Raw genomic sequence first — 18,124 nt, forward strand, 5'->3', positions numbered from 1 at the left:
GCATCGGGGGAAGGAGGAGCCTCAAATGAGAAGAAGACTGCTGGGAAAAAGTATCGGATACGTACTGATCGGGATCAGCTCGCTCATCATGATCGTGCCGTTTCTGTCGGCGCTTATGAATTCATTGAAAACCTACAGGGAATATACAACGGTTCCGCCCCGTTGGATTCCCGAAGTATTCCAATGGTCCAATTACGCCCAGGTGTTCCAGCTTGGGAATATTGGCGGCTACACGCTAAACAGCATCATCGTGGCCGCGTTGTCCGTCATCGGCGCACTAATCTCTTGCTCGATGGTCGGCTATGCGTTCGCGAGACTGCGCTTTCCGCTGAAAGGCGCGCTGTTCGTGATGGTGCTGGGGACGATGATGATTCCGGCGGTGGTCATCATCATCCCGCATTTCATCATTTTTAACAAACTGAACATGCTGGATACGCTCACGCCGCTGTGGATCATCGAATGGCTGGCTCAACCGTTTGGCATTTTCCTCATGAGGCAAGCTTTTATGAATATACCTAAAGAGTATGAGGAAGCGGCCAAGATGGAGGGCTGCAATCCGTTCCAGATTTATCTGCGGATCTTCATTCCGATGGCCAGGCCCACGCTGGCGACGCTGGCGATCTTTACGTTCATGGGCAAGTGGAACGAGATTCTGACGCCTGTCATTTATTTGACCTCGAACGAGAAGTATACGCTGCCTATCGGCATACTCTCCTTGTCCGGACAGTGGACCGGCAATGAACAGCTCATGATTGCGGCGGCCTTGGTCAGTCTCGTTCCGATCCTGCTGGTATTCCTGTTCGCCGAGAAATATTTTGTGCAGAACCATAATATGGCCGGTATTAAATAACGGCGTATTCAGCGCTTGAGAAGGCGAAAATGCAGACGAAAGGATGAAAGACGAGATGAAAATAGCGGCATTCAGCGGATCACTCATCGATTACAGCATCCATGAAGCGATGTCGATCACGGCCGAACTCGGTTTTGACGGCATCGAAATCGCCTGCCGCGAACCGCATTTGAGCCCGGAGGCATCGCTTCCCCGGGTTCGCGAAATGAAGGCACTTGCGGATGGGCACGGTTTGGAGATTCCGGCATTGGCGGGTTACATGGGGCATTTCTCGACAAGCGGGGATGCCGAATGTGCCGGGGCCTATGATCAGTTCATGGGCCTGCTTGAACGCGCGGTGATGCTTGAAGCCGGCATGATCCGGATCTTTCAGGGAGGCCCGAATGCCTTCCTGGCGGAGGATTATCATTATGCCAAGGCGGCTTTCTGGATTCGGAAATGCGCGGAGGAAGCCCGCGCTGCAGGAAAACGGATCGTCCTGGAGATTCACAACCAGAGCCTGGTGGAGACGACGGACAGCGCACTGCGGCTCTTGGAATTGATCGGCGATGATCAGGTTGGCCTGATTCATGATGCAGGAAATATGTACATCACGGACACGGAATTTGGGGAAGAGTCGGTAAGGCAGCTAGGAAGCCGTTTGTTCCATGTGCATATCAAGGATGAACGGCGGATCGGGCAAGGAGGCGCCCCGGGAACGTTCAAGAATTTGACCCGTCACGGGGAAGAGTTCTTCCTGCAGTGCCGCCTTGGCGAAGGAGAAGTGGATCACGGCGGGCTGCTTAGGGGATTACGGGAACAGCGGTACGCGGGTTGGCTTACGCTGGAATGCGCAGCTCCCTATCCGCCGAAGGAACGGCTCGCTTATGATCTGCTCGTCATTAAGGAGTGGCTGCAGGCTGTGGAGGTGTCGACCGGATGACGGGGAACGCACGGAAATTTGGAATCATCGGCTGCCAGCATGCCCACATCGGCATGTTTATCGAGGAGATGCTGGCTCTGGGCTACGAATGTGCAGGAGTGTACGAACCGGACAATCAGACGTTAGCCCGCACCCTCGCCGACCGGTACGGCCTGGAGCTGACGGGGGATCGGGAGTCGATGCTGGCAGACGAAGGCGTAGGAATCATCGGCTGCGCGGCCATCAACGATGAGAAGATGGATGTCATGGAGCTGTGCGAGCTGCACGGCAAGCCTGTCATGATCGATAAGCCTGCCGTAACGGATCGGGCCGGACTCATCCGGCTGCGCGGCTTGTTGGATCGAGGAAGAATCGAGGTAGGCATGATGCTGACCGAACGTTTCCGTCCTTCTATCCATACCGTCCACGGGATGATTCGAGCTGGTGAATTGGGGGACATCATCCATATCTCGATGCGTAAGCCGCATCGGCTGAATCCGGAAACCCGTCCGGCCTGGCATTTTGACAGAGGGCAGTCCGGCGGCATCATCAACGATCTCTTCGTGCATGACTTCGACCTGTTAAGGTGGCTGACCGGCCGGGAAGTGGAGACGTCATCCGGTTATCTGGCGAAGCATATTCTGCCTGAATACCCGACCTTTTACGATGCGGCCGGCGTGCAGGTATTCATGGCTGGCGGGATCACGGCACAGCTATACGCGGACTGGCACACGCCCGCCGGCAGCTGGACTTGGGGAGACGGCCGGATATTCATTACGGGGACGCGCGGCATTGCCGAAATTCGGCTGGAAGGCGATCCCTTGCTGTCCAGCGATGAGGTAGCGCTTGTAATCACCGATCAGGAGCTGCGTTCTTTGCCTTTAACGGCTCCGGCGTTCTCCCTCTCGCAGGATTTTCTGAACCGGGTGGCGGGAGAAGCGGGCCTGATCACGCATGACGATATTTACAAAGCCTCGGAGGCTACGGTGATGGCCGATGAGGGAGCACGGATCCTGATTAGGGAATAGAAGAAAGCACGGGCTTCGATGCAAACAGAACGGGAATGAGGGGGCTAGGGAACATGACGAAGGAAAAGCTGCCGGTTCGATTCGGGATCATCGGCTGCGGAATTATTGCGGATATCCATGCCAAGGGCATCATGAACACGGAGGAAGCCGTGCTTGCCGCCGTGTTCGATACGAAACGGGAATCGGCGGTCAAGCTGACTGAAACGTATGGAGGAGATGTCTGCGACACATTGGAGGAGCTGCTGGCGCGCGAGGATGTGGAAGTGGTCTGCATTTGCACGCCAAGCGGCATGCATGCAGAGCAAACGGCGATGGTTGCCCGGGCGGGCAAGCATGTGCTGGTGGAAAAGCCGATGGCGATCAAGCTTGACGATATCGAGCGCATGATCGAGGTATGTGCGGAGAACGGGGTGCTGCTCGCCACCGTCTTTCCGAGGCGCATGTCCCCGCAGGCCGGGTATGCCCGCCGGGTCATTCAAGAAGGACGCCTCGGGAAGCTCAGTTTATGCTCGGCGTATGTCATGCTCTACCGCGATCAAGCCTATTATGACAGTGCGGGCTGGCGCGGGACCTGGGCGATGGACGGCGGCGGGGCGATGATGAATCAGGGAATACACACGGTGGATATGCTCCAATGGCTCGTTGGGCCCGTAGCATCCTTGTCGGCGAAGGCCAAAGCCGTGCTGCGAAATATCGAAGTCGAAGATACCGTTATCGCCGCCCTTGAATTTGCGAACGGCGCGCTCGGGGTCATGGAGATCACGACGACGGCCTGCGACGGCAAAGGGCAGCGGCTGGTCATTCATGGAGAGAAGGGCGTGCTTGTCATGGAAGAAGATACGATCGTATCCTTTGAAATCGATGGTGAACAAGTTCAGCTGCCTGAATTCGATGCGTTCAAAGTTATACCTGACGGCCACCGCCTGCAAATTCAAGATATGGCGCTTGCCGTTCGCGAAGGCCGCGAGCCTATCGTCACCGGGGAGGACGGCCGGCATTCCCTGGAGATCATTCTCGGTACCTACGAGGCTTCCAGGCAGCGCAAGGAAATTCAACTGTTGACCGGAACGCCGGCGTTGTAAGGGATGGAGGTGACTTTATGAGGACTGAGGGAAACATCAAGCCTGTTCTTGAAAAAGCTCAAGATCAACTGAAGGTCCGCGTTTATGACCAGCGCGAAGCGATGGGGAAAGCGGCGGCCGCCGATATCCTCGAGACCATGCTGCGCCTGCTGGCCGAGAAAGAGCGCATTCGCATCGTCTTTGCGGCCGCCCCGTCCCAGAATGAGTGCCTGGCGGCGCTGGTTCAAGCGGAAGGACTGGACTGGAGCCGGGTAATTGCATTTCATATGGATGAATACATCGGCCTCCCCCCGTTGGCCCCGCAGCGGTTCGGGAACTTTTTATCCCGGCGGCTGTTTGATCGGGTATCTCCGGGAGAGGTGCATCTGATCGACGGTTTGAATGATCCTGAAGTTGAGTGCGATAGATATAGCCGACTGGTCGCCGCCGCGCCGATCGATATGGTGGTCCTGGGCATTGGCGAGAACGGGCATATCGCCTTCAACGATCCGCCTGTTGCCGATTTTGCCGACCCTTTATGGGTGAAGCGGGTCAAGCTGGACGAGGCTTGTCGCCTTCAGCAGGTGAATGACGGCTGTTTTGCGAGCTTGCAGGAGGTTCCGGCATACGCGCTTACGCTCACCGTTCCGGCGTTAATGTCGGGTGCCCATCTGTTCTGCGTCGTGCCGGGCGCAAGCAAGAGGGCAGCGGTGCAGCGGACGCTGCAAGGCGAGATAAGCGAGGCTTGTCCTGCCAGCATTCTTCGGCGGCATCCGGATTGCACGCTGTACGTCGACCTGGAGTCGTACGGAGAAATTCGGAATGGATAGCCACGATCGGGTTCGGGCAGGCCGCCATTATGCAACAGGCGAGCCAATGGAGCTGGCATGGAATCCGGACGGCCGGATCGAGCGAGTCCTTCCACGCGGCGCGGATGAGGAAATATGGGTTGCTCCCGGATTGATCGATCTTCAGATTAACGGCGGTTACGGATATGACTTCAATTCGCTGCCGCTTACAACGGATACGGTCATCCAGGCAACCCGGCGGTTATGGGAGAAGGGTCTAACCCTGTTCTACCCCACCGTCATTACCAACGGAGACGAAGAGGTCGAACAACTGCTGAGGGTTATCGACGCGGCTTGCCTGGAGGATGAAGCGGTCGGTTCAACCATAGGCGGGATTCATTTGGAAGGCCCCTTTCTTTCTCCGGAGGAGGGGCCCAGGGGAGCCCATGATTCCCGGCACATCAAGGCACCGGACTGGGCATTGTTTACGAGATGGCAGGCGGCATCGGGGAACCGGATTCGGATCGTCACCCTATCGCCGGAGTGGCCGGAAGCTGCGGGTTTTATCCGGGCGTGCGTCGAATCGGGAATCATCGTATCGATCGGGCACACCGCCGCTACACCCGTGCAAATCCGGGAAGCCGTGGAAGCAGGAGCGACGATGTCCACCCATCTGGGCAATGGCGCGCATCTGACGCTGCCGCGGCATCCGAATTATATATGGGAGCAGCTTGCGCAAGATCAGCTGTGGGCAGGCATGATCGCGGACGGGTACCATCTGCCGGATTCGGTCATCAAGGTGATGCTCCGCGCCAAGCAATCCAAAGCGGTGCTGGTCAGCGATGCCGTCTACTTAAGCGGAATGCCGCCAGGCGAATACGAGACCCATATCGGCGGTCATGTCGTCTTGACTCCCGAAGGCCGACTGCATCTCGCCCGCAAGCCCGAGCTGCTGGCCGGCTCGGCCATGATGCTTGCCGATGCGGTTTGGCGGCTGGCTCGGTCGGGACTGTGCACGTTTTCCGAAGCTTGGGACATGGCTTCGGTGCTGCCCGCCCAGGCCATGGAAGGGGAACGCTATGGGCTGAAGAAAGGAGCCCAGGCCGACCTCGTGCTTCTGGAGAAGCGCGAGGAGGGCCTTCTCATCGTGGAGACCGTCAAGGGAGGGCGTTCGGTTTACCGTGCGGATCGATCGATGTTGAAATCATAAACAGGATGTTATGAGTTTTGAACGATGAACGACAAGCTTGAGGCCAAGACAACAAATATCCCTTCTTGAATTCAAGAAGGGATATTTGCATTCCTATTTATAGGGAGGCATCAGAAATTTAAACGCAGGGTTTTATTTCTTTTTGATAATAGTCATATAATCGATGGACGGAAGAACTGGACAAGATATGTGCGGCTCGTTCAATTTGCTCGCGTTCCCAATCGTACCATCGCATTTCCATTAACTTTTCGATGTCTTCGTCCGCAAAGCGTTTCTTTATCTCTTTGGCAGGGTTACCGCCTACGATACTGTAGGGCGGGACATCTCTAGTAACAACCGAACCAGCCGCAACAATGGCGCCTTCGCCTATGGTCACACCTGGCATAATCATGGCATTCATTCCAATCCAAGCATCGCTTTCGATGACGGTATCGCCTTTTGGCGCGAAAGAAGCCTCAATCTGATCGACAAACGGGTACACGGTTACCCATTCAGGATGATGGTTGTGATTTCCACCCATTAAAATAATGACGCCGCTTGCTATGCATACGTAATTTCCGATAATCAATTTATCGATATGCCAACCATAGTCTTCAATGGGATTAAACAACCTTCTGGATTTTGCATCCCCCCATAGATACCTAACGCAGCCATCTTCAAAATCATGATGATCGTAATAACCGGAATAGTATGAGTATTCTCCTACGCTTATCATCGGGTTTGTGACGATATCCTTCAGATACTTAATCTCGGACCAGTGTTCAAATCGATGTTGTTTCATTCTATTTCCTCGCTTCTAAGTAGAATAGATCAATTTTACTTAGAAGCTGAATACAGTAGCTACATTCTTAAACCTGATCAAACGACGAACCATCGTCCTCATCCTTTTCCTAATTGTTGATGAAATTGTAGCAAGGCGTGTTCTTTTCGTCAACGTACGCGGGTGCAAGGTTCCGATAAAATAATCCATACTCTTAGCCCAAAGGAGAGTCAGCTACCTCTAACCATACTTCGCCATCATCTCCGCGAGCATCCCCTTGATGCGAACCACCAGCTCCTGCGGCGCCTTCACGGTGGCTTCATTCCCTAATCCGATAAAAAATTTAGCAAAATACAAAAGTTCGCTGGCAGGGACGTTCTGATCAAGCCGTCCGCTTCCATCCGGCCGCATAGCGATATGGGGGACAGGACATAACTCAGATTCGCAGCGCTGAACGCCTTCCCGGCTCAAATCCACGACCATCCGGACATAGACCGATTTCTCCGTCCCGTATTCCCTCCAGTTCCCCAGATGGATGTGCCGGTGATCCCGCGGCTCGATGCCGGTTGCATCCTCAGCCACGGACTGCATGCGGTCGCAGCGGAACAGACGGAAATCATCGCGCAGAAAACAATAAGCGGGACAATACCAGAAACCGTTGCTTGCATAGATGCCCACGGGCTGGATGCTTCGCGCGGCATAGCCGTCCCTGCTCTCGTATAACACCGTAACGACCCGCTGGTCGACGGCGGCATCCAGCAGAGCCCCGAGAGATTCAGCCTTCTGCTGTCTGGTATGCGTCAGAAAATCCACCCGGTTCTTCATCTGGTCAATCCGGTCGCGCACATCCCCGGGCATGTAATAATAAAATTTCTGAAGTGCGGTAGAGGACTCGGCTTCAAAGGGAAGAAATAGATAGTGACGCAGGGCGTGGCTGGCAAAAAACATCGCCACGGCTTCTTCCTCGCTGAAGGCGATCGGCGGAAGAACCCGTTCCTTCAGCACCTGGTAGCCGCCGTGCGGTCCTACCTCGGAATAGAGGGGGACTCCCAGTTCGCTGAGCTCCTGCAGGTCCCGCAAAATCGTGCGGGACGACACGCCGAATTGATCGGCCAGTTCTCGTACCGTGAATTTTCGCATTCGGTTAACGGTCATCATCAGCTCGATGAGACGTTTGGATTTGGACATAGGATCAGCTCCGAATCGTGGAATGACTATGACAATAGTTGTCACTATTATACGCTATACTTGCCGTAGAACCCAGAGCCCCCACATAACTAATAAATGGAGTGATGGAACGTGAGTCAATTGCATGAAATGAAGCAGCTGTTGTTCGAGGAGCTGGAGCTTAACGTTAGAACCAGTTCGAATCTGATCGGCAAAATTTCAGAAGCGCATTGGGATTACAGGCCTGCCCATAATATGAGATCGCTTCAGGAACTCGTGCATCATCTGGTTTCGGTGCCTGCGACGGACCTGTTGATTCTGCAAGAGAAGAGCGAAGCGGAGATCCGGGAACTGGAGGCAAGCATCGCCGCTGACGGCACGGACAAGGACAAGCTGATCTCTTGGATGACAAAGGGACTTGCCGATGTAAAATCCTACATGAATGGGCTGACAGATGAAGAATTTATGCAGAATACTACGAGACCCTTCTATTTGGAGCACGGTTCAACCCAAGCCAAGTGGCTGATTGAAATCGTCACGCATGCCCAGCATCATCGGGCGCAAATGTTCAATTACCTGAAAGCCCAAGGCTATGAAGTAAATATGTTCGATTTATATTAAACGTCAGGTATGCAGAGTGAGAGAACAGGGGTGAGAAGGATGCAGCGGCATGTACCGAGAAAATCGCCGAAGCTGCCGTTAACCGGCGAGGAGCTGGCGAAGCTGCGGTCAAACAAAATGAAGCTTATCGATATTGCGCAAATGGATATCGAGTTATTGTCCGGCGTGCTTGGTGTTTCGGATAGCCGTGCCCAATATATCCGGGGACTGGCACAGTTTCAGACGGTTCCTTCAATCGGACCGAAAGTGGCTGAACGCGTAGTCCAGTTAGGGTATTACGCATTGGAAGATATCAAGGATGAAGACGCTGCCTCTTTAACGGACCGGATGGAAGCGAGCAGCGGTTTCTGGGTGGATCCTTGCGTGGAGGATGCGTTTCGCTGCATCGTACATCATGCCAATCATCCGGGGAGCGGGAAGAGCTGGCATGACTTTACCGAAGTGCGTAAGCAATTCAGGGAGCAGCACGGATACCCTCCAACCCGTCCAACTTTATCGTGGTACGACAAAATAGATGGACAACCATAGGGTCCCTACCTTGACCTAGCAGGAGGCACTGCCACATGGCGGTGTCTTTTTTCCTGTTGTTTACCAAACTTGAAAAATCGCTTGAAAATGACGCTGCGTCATCCTGTACAATGACTTCAATGTTGAAAAGGGGTGGAGGTAAAGCTATGAAACGATATGCACCAGCTGCAATCCTATGGATCCTAAGCATGTTCTTGCTCAGCGCATGCGGTTCAAGGGATGAAGAAGAGGAACTCCAACGCGTAACGCTGGAGGATGTTGAAGTATTGGAGATCGACCATGGCAGCACGACCTTGTTCGTGGAGACAGCGGATGTGGAAGCATTGGAGGTTTCGCTGCTCCGAAGCGGCAGTTCCGCAGGAGCCGTTGTCGATCAAAAAGATAATCGGGTGAAGATTTCTTTAGATAACGATATCACTCGGGTGTTGAATATCGGCCGGATGCCGCAGCTTCGCGTGAAAATTCCCGCGGACTATGCAGGGAAGGTCGAAATTGACGGTTCTTCCGGCAAGGTAACGGGAACCGGCTTGCAGAATCACAGCCTTCAGGTGAAGGGTAAAAGCGGGAATATCTCCCTTGCGTTCGCCCGTTTGAACAACGATGTGGATGTATCGGCGACAAGCGGAAACGTGAACATACAGCTCGATGAAGAGACGCCTGATGCGACATGGGTGCTCCAGTCCGGGAGCGGACGGAGGTCCATTGCCGTTCCGATCCAGGACAGGAACGAGAGCAACCGGAAGACGGAAGGGCGCACCGGTGACGGGGAGTTTGAGGTGAAGCTCAAAACCTCCTCGGGGAACATCTCGATAAAATAACCATGCGGAACTGAGCGTAAGAAAAGAAGCATCCCCGTTCGGTCCTTTCCAAGAGTTCATTGCTTCCGGACTCTTGGAGCAGATCGTCAGAGGATGCTTGTCATCTTAACCTATGAAAAATTCTTATATGACAGCAAGGAATGATAGCACCTTATTCCTCAGCAGGCACAGAAGCCTTGGATGAAGCGGAGGATCTCATATATTGGGGCGGGTTTACGTCATCGATCAGCAGAATACCGTCGTACTGGTCGCGGGCGATTAAGCTTTCCGGAATCATCCCCCAGCTATAGGCAAAACGCGGCTCGAACATCCACGAGTTGCCTGCCTCGCGTTTTTGGTAACGCAGGTCAACGAAGGTATACGGCGAGCCTGCGGCCGAGAGGATCGATTCAATGGAGCCCGGCTCTGCCGGCAGGACGTCATGCACATTCCCCATATTATCCGCGGTTTGGCCACTGGCCGGATACAGGCCAAGCACGTAACTGTATTTCTTCATTTCATCCGAGAGTTTCTCTCCCATTAAAGTCACCGGATATGGCGTACCCATCACCTCGGTTTGAGCTTTGCGGATGTGGTCGTTATGTCCCCACACGATGAATTTTTCCATCGGGTATACTTCGGTTGCCAGCCACATGAGATTGTCATGCATCGCCTGGTCCCGCCATTCCATCGATTCCAGGAACGGGACATAATCCCCGCTTTCCATACCAAGCGTTGATTGAATGGAGAGCTCCACATATTCCCGGGCTACCCGAATCCGGTCGTTCAGGGTCCGCTCGAGCAGCATGGACAGTTTGGGGTTATCCGGGTACAGCCGTTTCAGATGAGCTTCGTTTGCCTCCGTCTTTAATGATTCCAGAGCATCCTTGTACACTTGAATCAGCTGATGTTTCTCTTTGCGGTAAGCGTCTAGATCCGTACCAAGAGAGTAGTCAGACAGTTTCTTCTCAGCTTCCGATAGACGCTTAGCCATGGCCTGATCCTGCAGCCATTGTCCGTCCAACAGCGGATGCTGCAGCTGCATGTCAAAACCGGTCAGCACGAGCGGCTGCTTGCTCTGTTGTGCTGTTTTAATGTAGTCGAACAACGGCAAAATCTCTTTGGACCACCAGACGCCGAAGATGGAATCCTTCATCGTTTGTTCCGCGCTCCGCTGCCCGGCCCTACCGTAAGCCAAGGAGCTGTTGCCAAGGCCGCTCTCAAAGGCCAGAACGTTGTACCCCATCTCCTGATGCAGGAACTGGATCAAGCGGGTCTTCGCCAGATTGAACTCGCCAACCCCGTGGGAGCTCTCCCCTAGAAACACGAAACGTTTGTCATGCAGCAAGGGCTTCAGCATAGCCAGATCCCTATACTGGTTAGTGCCGTTGGCTGTGTTGGCCGGGTGAATCGTATCCAGTCGATATACATGGTCTTTGGCCCAATTCTCCCACTCGGCAATTTTTTCATCCGACGTTCGTGCAGTCGTAACCTCGGTAACCTGCCCTTGGATGGGATCGGCGGCAGAAGCATATGTTTTTCCTTCAGGGATGAAGGTGGTTCCCAATAGGGAAGCGGTGAGCAAAAACACGGTGAATGCTTTTCTAGCTTTATGTAATGGCATGATAGATTAGGTCACTCCTTATATGATGATTGGTTATTAGTTCTTGCCTTGAAGCGTTGGCGTCACCTCCTTAACCTTGTCGGCAATTGCTGTCTGGCGGCGTTAGTGAATTGAAATGCAGCCCTGCCCTAGTCTTCTTCCCAGAACAGATCGTTCAGCGTACGCGATAATGCCTTGCATATGGCAACGCACAGGCTGAGGGACGGATTATATTTCCCCAGCTCAATCAGGCCGATGGTCTGCCTGGAGACACCGACGATCTGGGCCAGTTCTTCCTGCGATAAATCCTTCTCGACGCGGGCCATCTTCAATTTGATGTTTTTCATGCGGCAGTCCCCCTAATATCCCTTTCTACGAGTCGAATGGATCGTTCTGCGACATTTTTTGGCTTACCTTGTTGGCGCCGTAGTGGATCAACCAATTCCCCCCGACAAAGAGCGGGATGTAGATGATCAGTGAGACGAGGAAAACGCTAAAGAAATATTTGAGCTCGGTCGCACTGTTGTCATTGCCAAACAGAACCGCGCTGCGGATACCGAAAAAAAGAGCAAGTGCGACACCGATAACAAGCCCCCATATCGCCGTACGCATGCTGAACGAAATTTTGCTCCGCTGGTCATGGACCTCCACTTCATCCGAGTAAATCCCCAGCGCCACGCTGCGTATCCCGAAATATAAGCTTCCTCCCAGAATGATCAGCATTTCCAGCCAGACGGGTTCCGTTCGCGGCAGCACAAAAGATTTGATGATGACAGAAATGCTGCAAATGACCATGATCAAGGTATACACCTCTTTATATAACTTGTTCTTCAAATTGACGATACGCTCATCCTCAACCGAGTTTTTCTTAAACCAATTCAAGCTCATCATTCCTTCCTTTTGGTTAGAGATACGTTCCTGAGATTTTCTGGATACATGCATTGTAATAGTATTTACGTCTTTTTGCAATATATATATGTCATTTTGAATTTAATATTTGTCTTTTAAGGTGAGAAGGTGGATAAAAGAGTCTCAAACACTCATCATAGTCTATAGGAGGAACTTATTCTTGATATATTTTGCTGAACCGGACGCTTGCCCTGGAGGTTTACATTCTGTGCTCGCGTGTTAGAATTGAATTAGGGCATCTCTCTTGCCCAAATTGATGTCGGGAGCGTGTTTTTTCTCATGATCCATTTCATTCGTTTACGCTAATGTGAGGTACAGATCCAAGTAGGCTCGGCCCTTTTTTTTGACAACTGCGGCTTGAGTTTATTTATCTGTGCCTTTTTTATTGCGATCAATCGAATGAAAGGATGATTTGCTGTGTCCAACAACGAAAAATTAAAAAAAGCACAAAAACTTTCGATACACGAGAAGATGTTTCAATGCCCGATCTGCGGCGGTGCCATGAAGGTAGAACGCATGGCCAGCCTGGAATGCGAGAACAGGCATTGCTATGATATATCCAGACAGGGATACGTAAACCTGCTGAACCATTCATCCAAAACCAAATATGATAAGGCTTTGTTTGAGGCCCGAAACACGATCAGCGGCAGCGGCTTCTTCGGCCCCATGGTAGAAGCGGTAACGAATCGCCTGATCCAGGAGCTGAAGTCCCGGGAATCCGTGAAGCCTGTAAAACTGCTTGATGCAGGCTGCGGGGAGGGCTCCCATCTATCCGCCATCGGACATAAGCTTCGGGAGCACCCTTTGGTGCCGGATGTTCTCGGCGTAGGCATGGATATTGCCAAAGAGGGCATCGTTATGGCCGCCAAGACATCCCCTGACTCTATATGGTGCGTGGCCGATTTATCCCGGAGCCCGTTTGCCGACCAACAGTTCGATTACATCCTGAACATTCTGTCCCCGTCCAATTATTCGGAGTTCAGGCGGCTGCTTGCGAGTGGCGGATCATTGGTGAAGGTAATCCCGGACAGCCTGTATTTGCAGGAGCTTAGAACCTTGTTCTATACAGGCACAGGCAAGGAGAATTACTCCAATGACAGCACAATAGAGCTATTCAGCCGCCACTTTGAGCAAATCGAAGCCGAGCGGGTGCAGTATCGAGTCATCCTGGATAACGATCAGATGAAACAATTGATTCGCATGACGCCTTTATCCTGGAGCGCTTCGCCCGAGGCCATCGGACAAATGCTGGATGAAGCGATGGAGGTCACGGCGGACTTCAAAATCCTGTATGGATGGAATGAGGGATAACCATAACGGTCCTTCAGCCGAAAATGCCTCATATTTTGCTAAAGTGATCCAGTTGGGAGATAATAGGAGTAACGTTGTAAATATGAAAATAAGGTGGTTGACGATCATATGGCACTTCGAATGAATCCATATCTCGTGATGGACGGGAATGCTAAGGAAGCTATTCAATTCTATGAGAAGGCGTTGGATGCCCAGGTCGTCATGGTTCAGACCTTCGGCGAGATGCCGGCGAACCCTGATTTTCCGCTGCCGGATAGCGCGAGAGATCGCATTTCCCACGCTTTGCTGAAGGTAGGAGAGACGGATTTGATGTTCTCCGATACGTTTCCCGGTCAACCGGTTCAATCCAGCAATCAGGTTCAGATCTGTATCATGACCGATCAGGCCGAACAGGCCAAGCGGATATATGAAGCGCTGCGGGAGGACGGTCAAGTGGTTATGCCCCTTCAGGAGACGTTCTGGAGCCCGGCGTACGGCATCGTGGCTGACAAATTCGGCGTGAACTGGAATATCTCCACGGAAGCGGAAGCGTAGAAGCTGATATATAAATGAACAAAAAGCCCTGACGATTTGCCGTCAGGGCTTTTTGTTCGGTTGCAGCGCAGTCGAGTTTCCTGAATTATGCCCGAGATCCGTCCCACCACTTATAGTAGATATGGACATGCCCGGCGGGGCTTGCCACGAGCGGATCGATAACGAGTGTTTTGCCGCTCACCTTTAGCTCAATCACCTTCTTGTTCTTCTCCGCGGAGTCTATTTTCGCGAGGAAGGCGGAATCGACCTCGAAGCCATACAGCTGGAGGAGTTCGATCAGCATGCCGCGCTGGGTTTTATCGGCGGCATTGGAAAGCGCGATTCCGCTGAACTGCATAATCTGCGGCTCGAATTGAACGGACACGGCGTAATCCGTCTCACCGGTTTGCTTCGTGCTGGTCATCACGATTTTATTCGATCCGTCGTCATAAATGCGGTAGCCGCTGTACTTCGGAAATACCTTCTGGCGGATCACGAGGTACATCTCGTCCCGGTAAACGTCCCAAGGGGTTGGCAGCTTCGGCAGCATGGCCTCCGCGCTTGGCGCGGTAGGGCGGTCGTACAGGTTCGACATTCCGCGATCGGTCAGGTTTTTGATCAGCTGAAGCACTTCGGCCCGCGTGATGGTGCCGCTGCCTACATAGCCTTCAATCGTATTTTCACCTTTGATCCGGCCCTGCGCGTACTTTTTCCCCAGAACGTATTGAATGGCCTGATTCCCGCCGTAGTTCACGCCGTCGGCGCTGGATATCAGCTCGGCCACATGGGCCCGCGTTATGTATTGGCTGCGCTTGGTTTTGTCAGCGAATCCGTGTACAGGATAGTTCTTGAAGTGCAGAAAATGATAATATTTATCCGACCATAGTTCGGTCAAATAGTTCTCCTGCAGGTCCTTGCCCGTAATGCCGACAACCAGCATGCGGATGAATTCGGCCTCGGTCACATTCTGATTAGGCATGAACATTCCGTTCGCATAGCCGTTGACAATCCCCTTGTCGACGCCCCATTCGATGGTCGTTTTTGCCCAGTGGTTATCAATATCCCGAAAAGTAACCCCGGCAAAAGCGCTGCCAGCTCCTACGAACAAAGAGACAGCCAGGAGTATAGGCGCACATAGTGTCCTGAACTTCAACATCTGCAATCCTCCATCTATAATTTGCTAAAATACTACAAAATACATTGTATAGGCCTATTTTTCGGGCGGTCAAGCATCAGAAAGCGGTTCCGAACAAAGATGGGCTGTTATAACTAGCTAACTAACTTTAGCGATACTAAGGGACTACAGGACCAAGGAAGTGCATAAATCTTCCGTTTTTGATGTGGGATATACGAAGGGAAGACATGTTTTTCATGAAGCATCCAGGGAGTGAGACACGCTGCCGTGCGAAAATATCCGGAGGTTCCAGAAATCGGCTCTAGTCTAAAAGTTAGGGGTTCGGAGTTCCTATTGGAAGATGTCTTCCTATTAGGTAAAATATCCCTTGTTTACTATCTACAGAAGAGAGGCGAAAATCGATGAGATTGATGCGAAAATCGTTATTAACCTTATGCAGCCTTTTGCTTGCCGTCTCAGTTTTGGTGCCGCTAACAACGGTTCATGGAGCGGATCAGAAATGGATCAATCAAGTATGGAGCGAGTATAAATCCTATAACAAGAAGACGGTAAATGCGTATAACAATTACCAGAAACAAGCAGACAAGAAATATAAGGCGTTTTATAATGCCAGCCATGCCTCCCTGGACCAGCTCGAGAAAAAAGTGCTGGAGGATCAAAAGCAGTGGGACGAGAAGCTTCGAGCCGATTTGGAGCAGCTGAAGCTGAAGTATGAGGGAAACCGCGACCTAAAGGATAAGCTGGCACAATATGAACGGTTCATCAATCCAAGTTATTTAAACGGTCCGATGTGGAAGTATGCGAATGCCGCTAACCGCAATTATTTGAACAGTACCCTATGGAAACTAAGCAAAGAAATGAACGAGGATTATTTGAACAGCTGGATGTGGACATACAAGAAGACGATCACCCCGAGCTATTTGAACAGTTCCGCATGGAAATTCAGCAAAACGGTCAGTGAAAGCTATTTGAACAGCCCGATGTGGAAGCTCCGTAACGGATCCAGTACGTCGTACCTGAACAGTCCGATGTGGAAGTACAAACAAGGGAAAATCAGCAAAGCAACAGCTAAGAGCCAATACGGCAAGCTGTTTAAGGAACAGACAACCGCGATCTCCAAAGGCAATGCTGCAAGAAAATCCGAAATAACGAAAATGGCAAGCGGTACGCAGAAGAAGATAGACGAGCTATATAAGGAAACGGTGGTTATACTTGAGACACGTCGCGAGGAGGCGTTGAAGAGCATCTCCGACCTGCGGATCGAAATTGCCGGAGAAGGCTTGAAATGGGAAGCGCTGCTCGTGGAGAAACCGTAATTATCTATATTTTTAAGCCTGCAAGAAAAGAGCTGCCCCAGATGGTCCTAACATGACCATAGGGGCAGCTTTTGTTTTTGTAAAAATGAAAACAAGAAAATGCAGGATATTCTTTGACTTTAACGATTATTTCACATAATATTATGTCAGTAACCTAACAAAAACTAACATAAATAACACGGAAGCTGAACGACAAATTCGCACTTAAGTAGGTTGATAACGATGAAAACGAAAGTGACGATTCAGGAAATCGCCGATTTCACAGGCGTGTCTAAATTCGCTGTATCCCGGGCCTTGTCGGGGAAATCCGGCGTCAGCCCGCAGACCAGGGACATGATCCTGAAGGCTGCCGGACAGCTTGGGTATTTCAAGGATCAGCCAGGCCAAGCGGCAGGAAGAAACCAGCAGCTCCAGGAGCCGGAGAACCGAAAATGGGCGGGGGCGGTACTGGTCCTGTTCCCGAATGTCCGATATCAGAATCGCGAATCGCTCTATTGGGGGCCGGTTTTTGACGGAATATCGACCCGCCTTAATCAGAAAGGGCTCGACATCCTGACGCTGACGGAGCCTTCGAATGACCACATGTTCTCCCTCCTGAATCCCCAGGGCATTCTCGGGATCGTAACGGTGGGAGCCGTGTCCACGCAAAATTTAATGGATATCAAGAAGCTGAACATTCCCGTGGTCATGGTAGACCACATGGACCCCGCGTTCCAATCGGACACGGTGTTCACCGACAATATGCACAGCATGAAACAAATCATGACCAAACTGATCAGCAAAGGATATAAAAAATATCAGTTCATCGGCAACATCGAAGATGCCCAGAGCTTTTACGAGCGTTGGATCGGTTTCTCGTCCGCGCTGGCCGATTACAAAATCGAGCATCGGCAGCTGCCTTCTCTGATCAGCCCGGAGATAGAGAACATACACGAAACGTTAGGCAAGGCTCTTGCCGGAAACGAGCTTCCGGAAGTGTTCGTTTGCGCTAATGATATCACCGCCATGTTTGCCATGGAGGCGCTCGGGAATCAGGGTATCGACGTACCGGGTCACGTACAGGTGACAGGGTTCGATAATACGTACGACAGCCTGCCGATTATGGCAACGGTGAACATCGACAAGGAATTGCTGGGGATGCGTGCCGTCGATCAATTGCTCTGGCGGATCGTGAACCCGGATTCCAATTATGAGCGTCTCCTTATTCAAGCCGATGTCATTGTTAGGGAATTGAATAACGCTGCGCGGGATACGGACGAACCATAAGCTGTACATGTAATGTTAAGTTAGCCCCGATGTCTTAAAGACATCGGGGCCTTTTTGTATTCATAACAAACAAATAACAATTATACGGATTCTATGATAGTCAATTAAGATAGAATAACAGTAATTTCAGTTGATATATAGGGATTTATAGCGAACAAGTCCGATTTTTGCTGAATTAAAATGTAAACGCTGTCGCTAATTATTTAGGTTGTTTATAAAATAATATTTAGGTTAGTTGTTATTTTTATCATAAAATATATTGACGCAATTACGATCCTGGTGTTATATTTTTTGGCAAACAGGGAAAACGGATTGGGGGCGGGGGAACAACAGGATTGCCGGGAATGAAGCATCGACATC

The 18,124-nt window shown here is 51.6% G+C and carries 19 protein-coding genes; 13 read left to right on the forward strand and 6 right to left on the reverse strand.

The window, feature by feature from the left end; genetic code table 11:
• The first annotated feature begins 25 nt into the window (after positions 1-25).
• From AC3RCL_RS06060 to AC3RCL_RS06085, 6 genes are read left to right on the forward strand one after another with little or no spacing between them, the layout of a single operon-like run.
• Positions 26-850 (forward strand): carbohydrate ABC transporter permease, encoded by an 825-nt coding sequence (locus tag AC3RCL_RS06060; RefSeq protein ID WP_492534869.1) that lies wholly within the window; start codon positions 26-28, stop codon positions 848-850.
• Positions 851-905: 55 nt separating this feature from the next.
• Entirely contained in the window at positions 906-1,772 is an 867-nt protein-coding gene (locus tag AC3RCL_RS06065; RefSeq protein ID WP_096775165.1) for a sugar phosphate isomerase/epimerase family protein, read from the forward strand.
• Complete coding sequence (locus tag AC3RCL_RS06070) at positions 1,769-2,779, forward strand: Gfo/Idh/MocA family protein (protein WP_192569511.1); 1,011 nt, start codon at positions 1,769-1,771, stop codon at positions 2,777-2,779. The genes AC3RCL_RS06065 and AC3RCL_RS06070 overlap by 4 nt, the downstream gene beginning before the upstream one ends.
• Before the next feature lie 53 nt (positions 2,780-2,832).
• Positions 2,833-3,861 (forward strand): Gfo/Idh/MocA family protein, encoded by a 1,029-nt coding sequence (locus AC3RCL_RS06075; protein WP_492534872.1) that lies wholly within the window; start codon positions 2,833-2,835, stop codon positions 3,859-3,861.
• 17 nt (positions 3,862-3,878) lie between these two features.
• Positions 3,879-4,670: a glucosamine-6-phosphate deaminase gene (locus AC3RCL_RS06080; protein WP_492534874.1), complete on the forward strand. Its 792-nt coding sequence runs from the start codon at positions 3,879-3,881 to the stop codon at positions 4,668-4,670.
• Entirely contained in the window at positions 4,663-5,838 is a 1,176-nt protein-coding gene (locus tag AC3RCL_RS06085; protein ID WP_492534876.1) for an N-acetylglucosamine-6-phosphate deacetylase, read from the forward strand. The genes AC3RCL_RS06080 and AC3RCL_RS06085 overlap by 8 nt, the downstream gene beginning before the upstream one ends.
• A gap of 118 nt (positions 5,839-5,956) precedes the next feature.
• Here AC3RCL_RS06085 and AC3RCL_RS06090 read toward each other — a convergent pair whose 3' ends face one another.
• Both AC3RCL_RS06090 and AC3RCL_RS06095 read right to left on the reverse strand, forming a co-directional pair.
• Positions 5,957-6,619, reverse strand: a complete 663-nt coding sequence (locus tag AC3RCL_RS06090) for a CatB-related O-acetyltransferase (RefSeq protein ID WP_096775170.1) — start codon at positions 6,617-6,619, stop codon at positions 5,957-5,959.
• Positions 6,620-6,838: 219 nt separating this feature from the next.
• Positions 6,839-7,786, reverse strand: a complete 948-nt coding sequence (locus AC3RCL_RS06095; protein ID WP_096775171.1) for a helix-turn-helix transcriptional regulator — start codon at positions 7,784-7,786, stop codon at positions 6,839-6,841.
• 111 nt (positions 7,787-7,897) lie between these two features.
• Between AC3RCL_RS06095 and AC3RCL_RS06100 the strand changes: the two genes are divergently transcribed.
• The 3 genes from AC3RCL_RS06100 (at position 7,898) to AC3RCL_RS06110 (ending at position 9,732) form a co-directional block, all read left to right on the forward strand.
• Positions 7,898-8,386, forward strand: a complete 489-nt coding sequence (locus tag AC3RCL_RS06100) for a DinB family protein (RefSeq protein WP_492534878.1) — start codon at positions 7,898-7,900, stop codon at positions 8,384-8,386.
• Positions 8,387-8,425: 39 nt separating this feature from the next.
• The gene (locus AC3RCL_RS06105; RefSeq protein WP_492534879.1) at positions 8,426-8,914 is read left to right on the forward strand and encodes a helix-hairpin-helix domain-containing protein; all 489 of its coding nucleotides are present in this window, start codon (positions 8,426-8,428) and stop codon (positions 8,912-8,914) included.
• A 146-nt stretch (positions 8,915-9,060) separates the two neighbouring features.
• Entirely contained in the window at positions 9,061-9,732 is a 672-nt protein-coding gene (locus AC3RCL_RS06110) for a DUF4097 family beta strand repeat-containing protein (protein ID WP_492534881.1), read from the forward strand.
• Between the two features lie 151 nt (positions 9,733-9,883).
• On the opposite strand, the gene AC3RCL_RS06115 is transcribed toward AC3RCL_RS06110, so the two are convergent.
• From AC3RCL_RS06115 to AC3RCL_RS06125, 3 genes are all read right to left on the reverse strand, one after another.
• Positions 9,884-11,335 carry an erythromycin esterase family protein gene (locus tag AC3RCL_RS06115; protein WP_192569505.1) on the reverse strand — a complete coding sequence of 484 codons (1,452 nt, stop codon included), beginning with the start codon at positions 11,333-11,335 and terminating at the stop codon, positions 9,884-9,886.
• 128 nt (positions 11,336-11,463) lie between these two features.
• Positions 11,464-11,661, reverse strand: a complete 198-nt coding sequence (locus AC3RCL_RS06120) for a helix-turn-helix transcriptional regulator (protein WP_009594955.1) — start codon at positions 11,659-11,661, stop codon at positions 11,464-11,466.
• 25 nt (positions 11,662-11,686) lie between these two features.
• On the reverse strand, positions 11,687-12,202 hold the full coding sequence (locus tag AC3RCL_RS06125; RefSeq protein ID WP_096775176.1) for a DUF6773 family protein: 516 nt from the start codon (positions 12,200-12,202) through the stop codon (positions 11,687-11,689).
• Between the two features lie 438 nt (positions 12,203-12,640).
• On the opposite strand from AC3RCL_RS06125, the gene AC3RCL_RS06130 reads away from it, so the two are divergent.
• Positions 12,641-13,534, forward strand: coding sequence for a putative RNA methyltransferase (locus AC3RCL_RS06130; RefSeq protein ID WP_492534885.1), 894 nt, complete (start codon positions 12,641-12,643; stop codon positions 13,532-13,534).
• 108 nt (positions 13,535-13,642) lie between these two features.
• Complete coding sequence (locus AC3RCL_RS06135; RefSeq protein ID WP_213580429.1) at positions 13,643-14,068, forward strand: VOC family protein; 426 nt, start codon at positions 13,643-13,645, stop codon at positions 14,066-14,068.
• A gap of 85 nt (positions 14,069-14,153) precedes the next feature.
• Here AC3RCL_RS06135 and AC3RCL_RS06140 read toward each other — a convergent pair whose 3' ends face one another.
• A complete protein-coding gene (locus AC3RCL_RS06140) occupies positions 14,154-15,203 on the reverse strand; it encodes an S-layer homology domain-containing protein (RefSeq protein ID WP_492534887.1) in 1,050 nt (349 codons plus the stop codon).
• Positions 15,204-15,583: 380 nt separating this feature from the next.
• Between AC3RCL_RS06140 and AC3RCL_RS06145 the strand changes: the two genes are divergently transcribed.
• Together AC3RCL_RS06145 and AC3RCL_RS06150 are read left to right on the forward strand one after the other, a co-directional pair.
• On the forward strand, positions 15,584-16,498 hold the full coding sequence (locus AC3RCL_RS06145; RefSeq protein WP_492534889.1) for a coiled-coil domain-containing protein: 915 nt from the start codon (positions 15,584-15,586) through the stop codon (positions 16,496-16,498).
• A 222-nt stretch (positions 16,499-16,720) separates the two neighbouring features.
• Positions 16,721-17,764, forward strand: coding sequence for a LacI family DNA-binding transcriptional regulator (locus AC3RCL_RS06150; RefSeq protein WP_036662263.1), 1,044 nt, complete (start codon positions 16,721-16,723; stop codon positions 17,762-17,764).
• Positions 17,765-18,124: the final 360 nt, after the last annotated feature.

This window comes from Paenibacillus sp. MT86 (assembly GCF_058792535.1).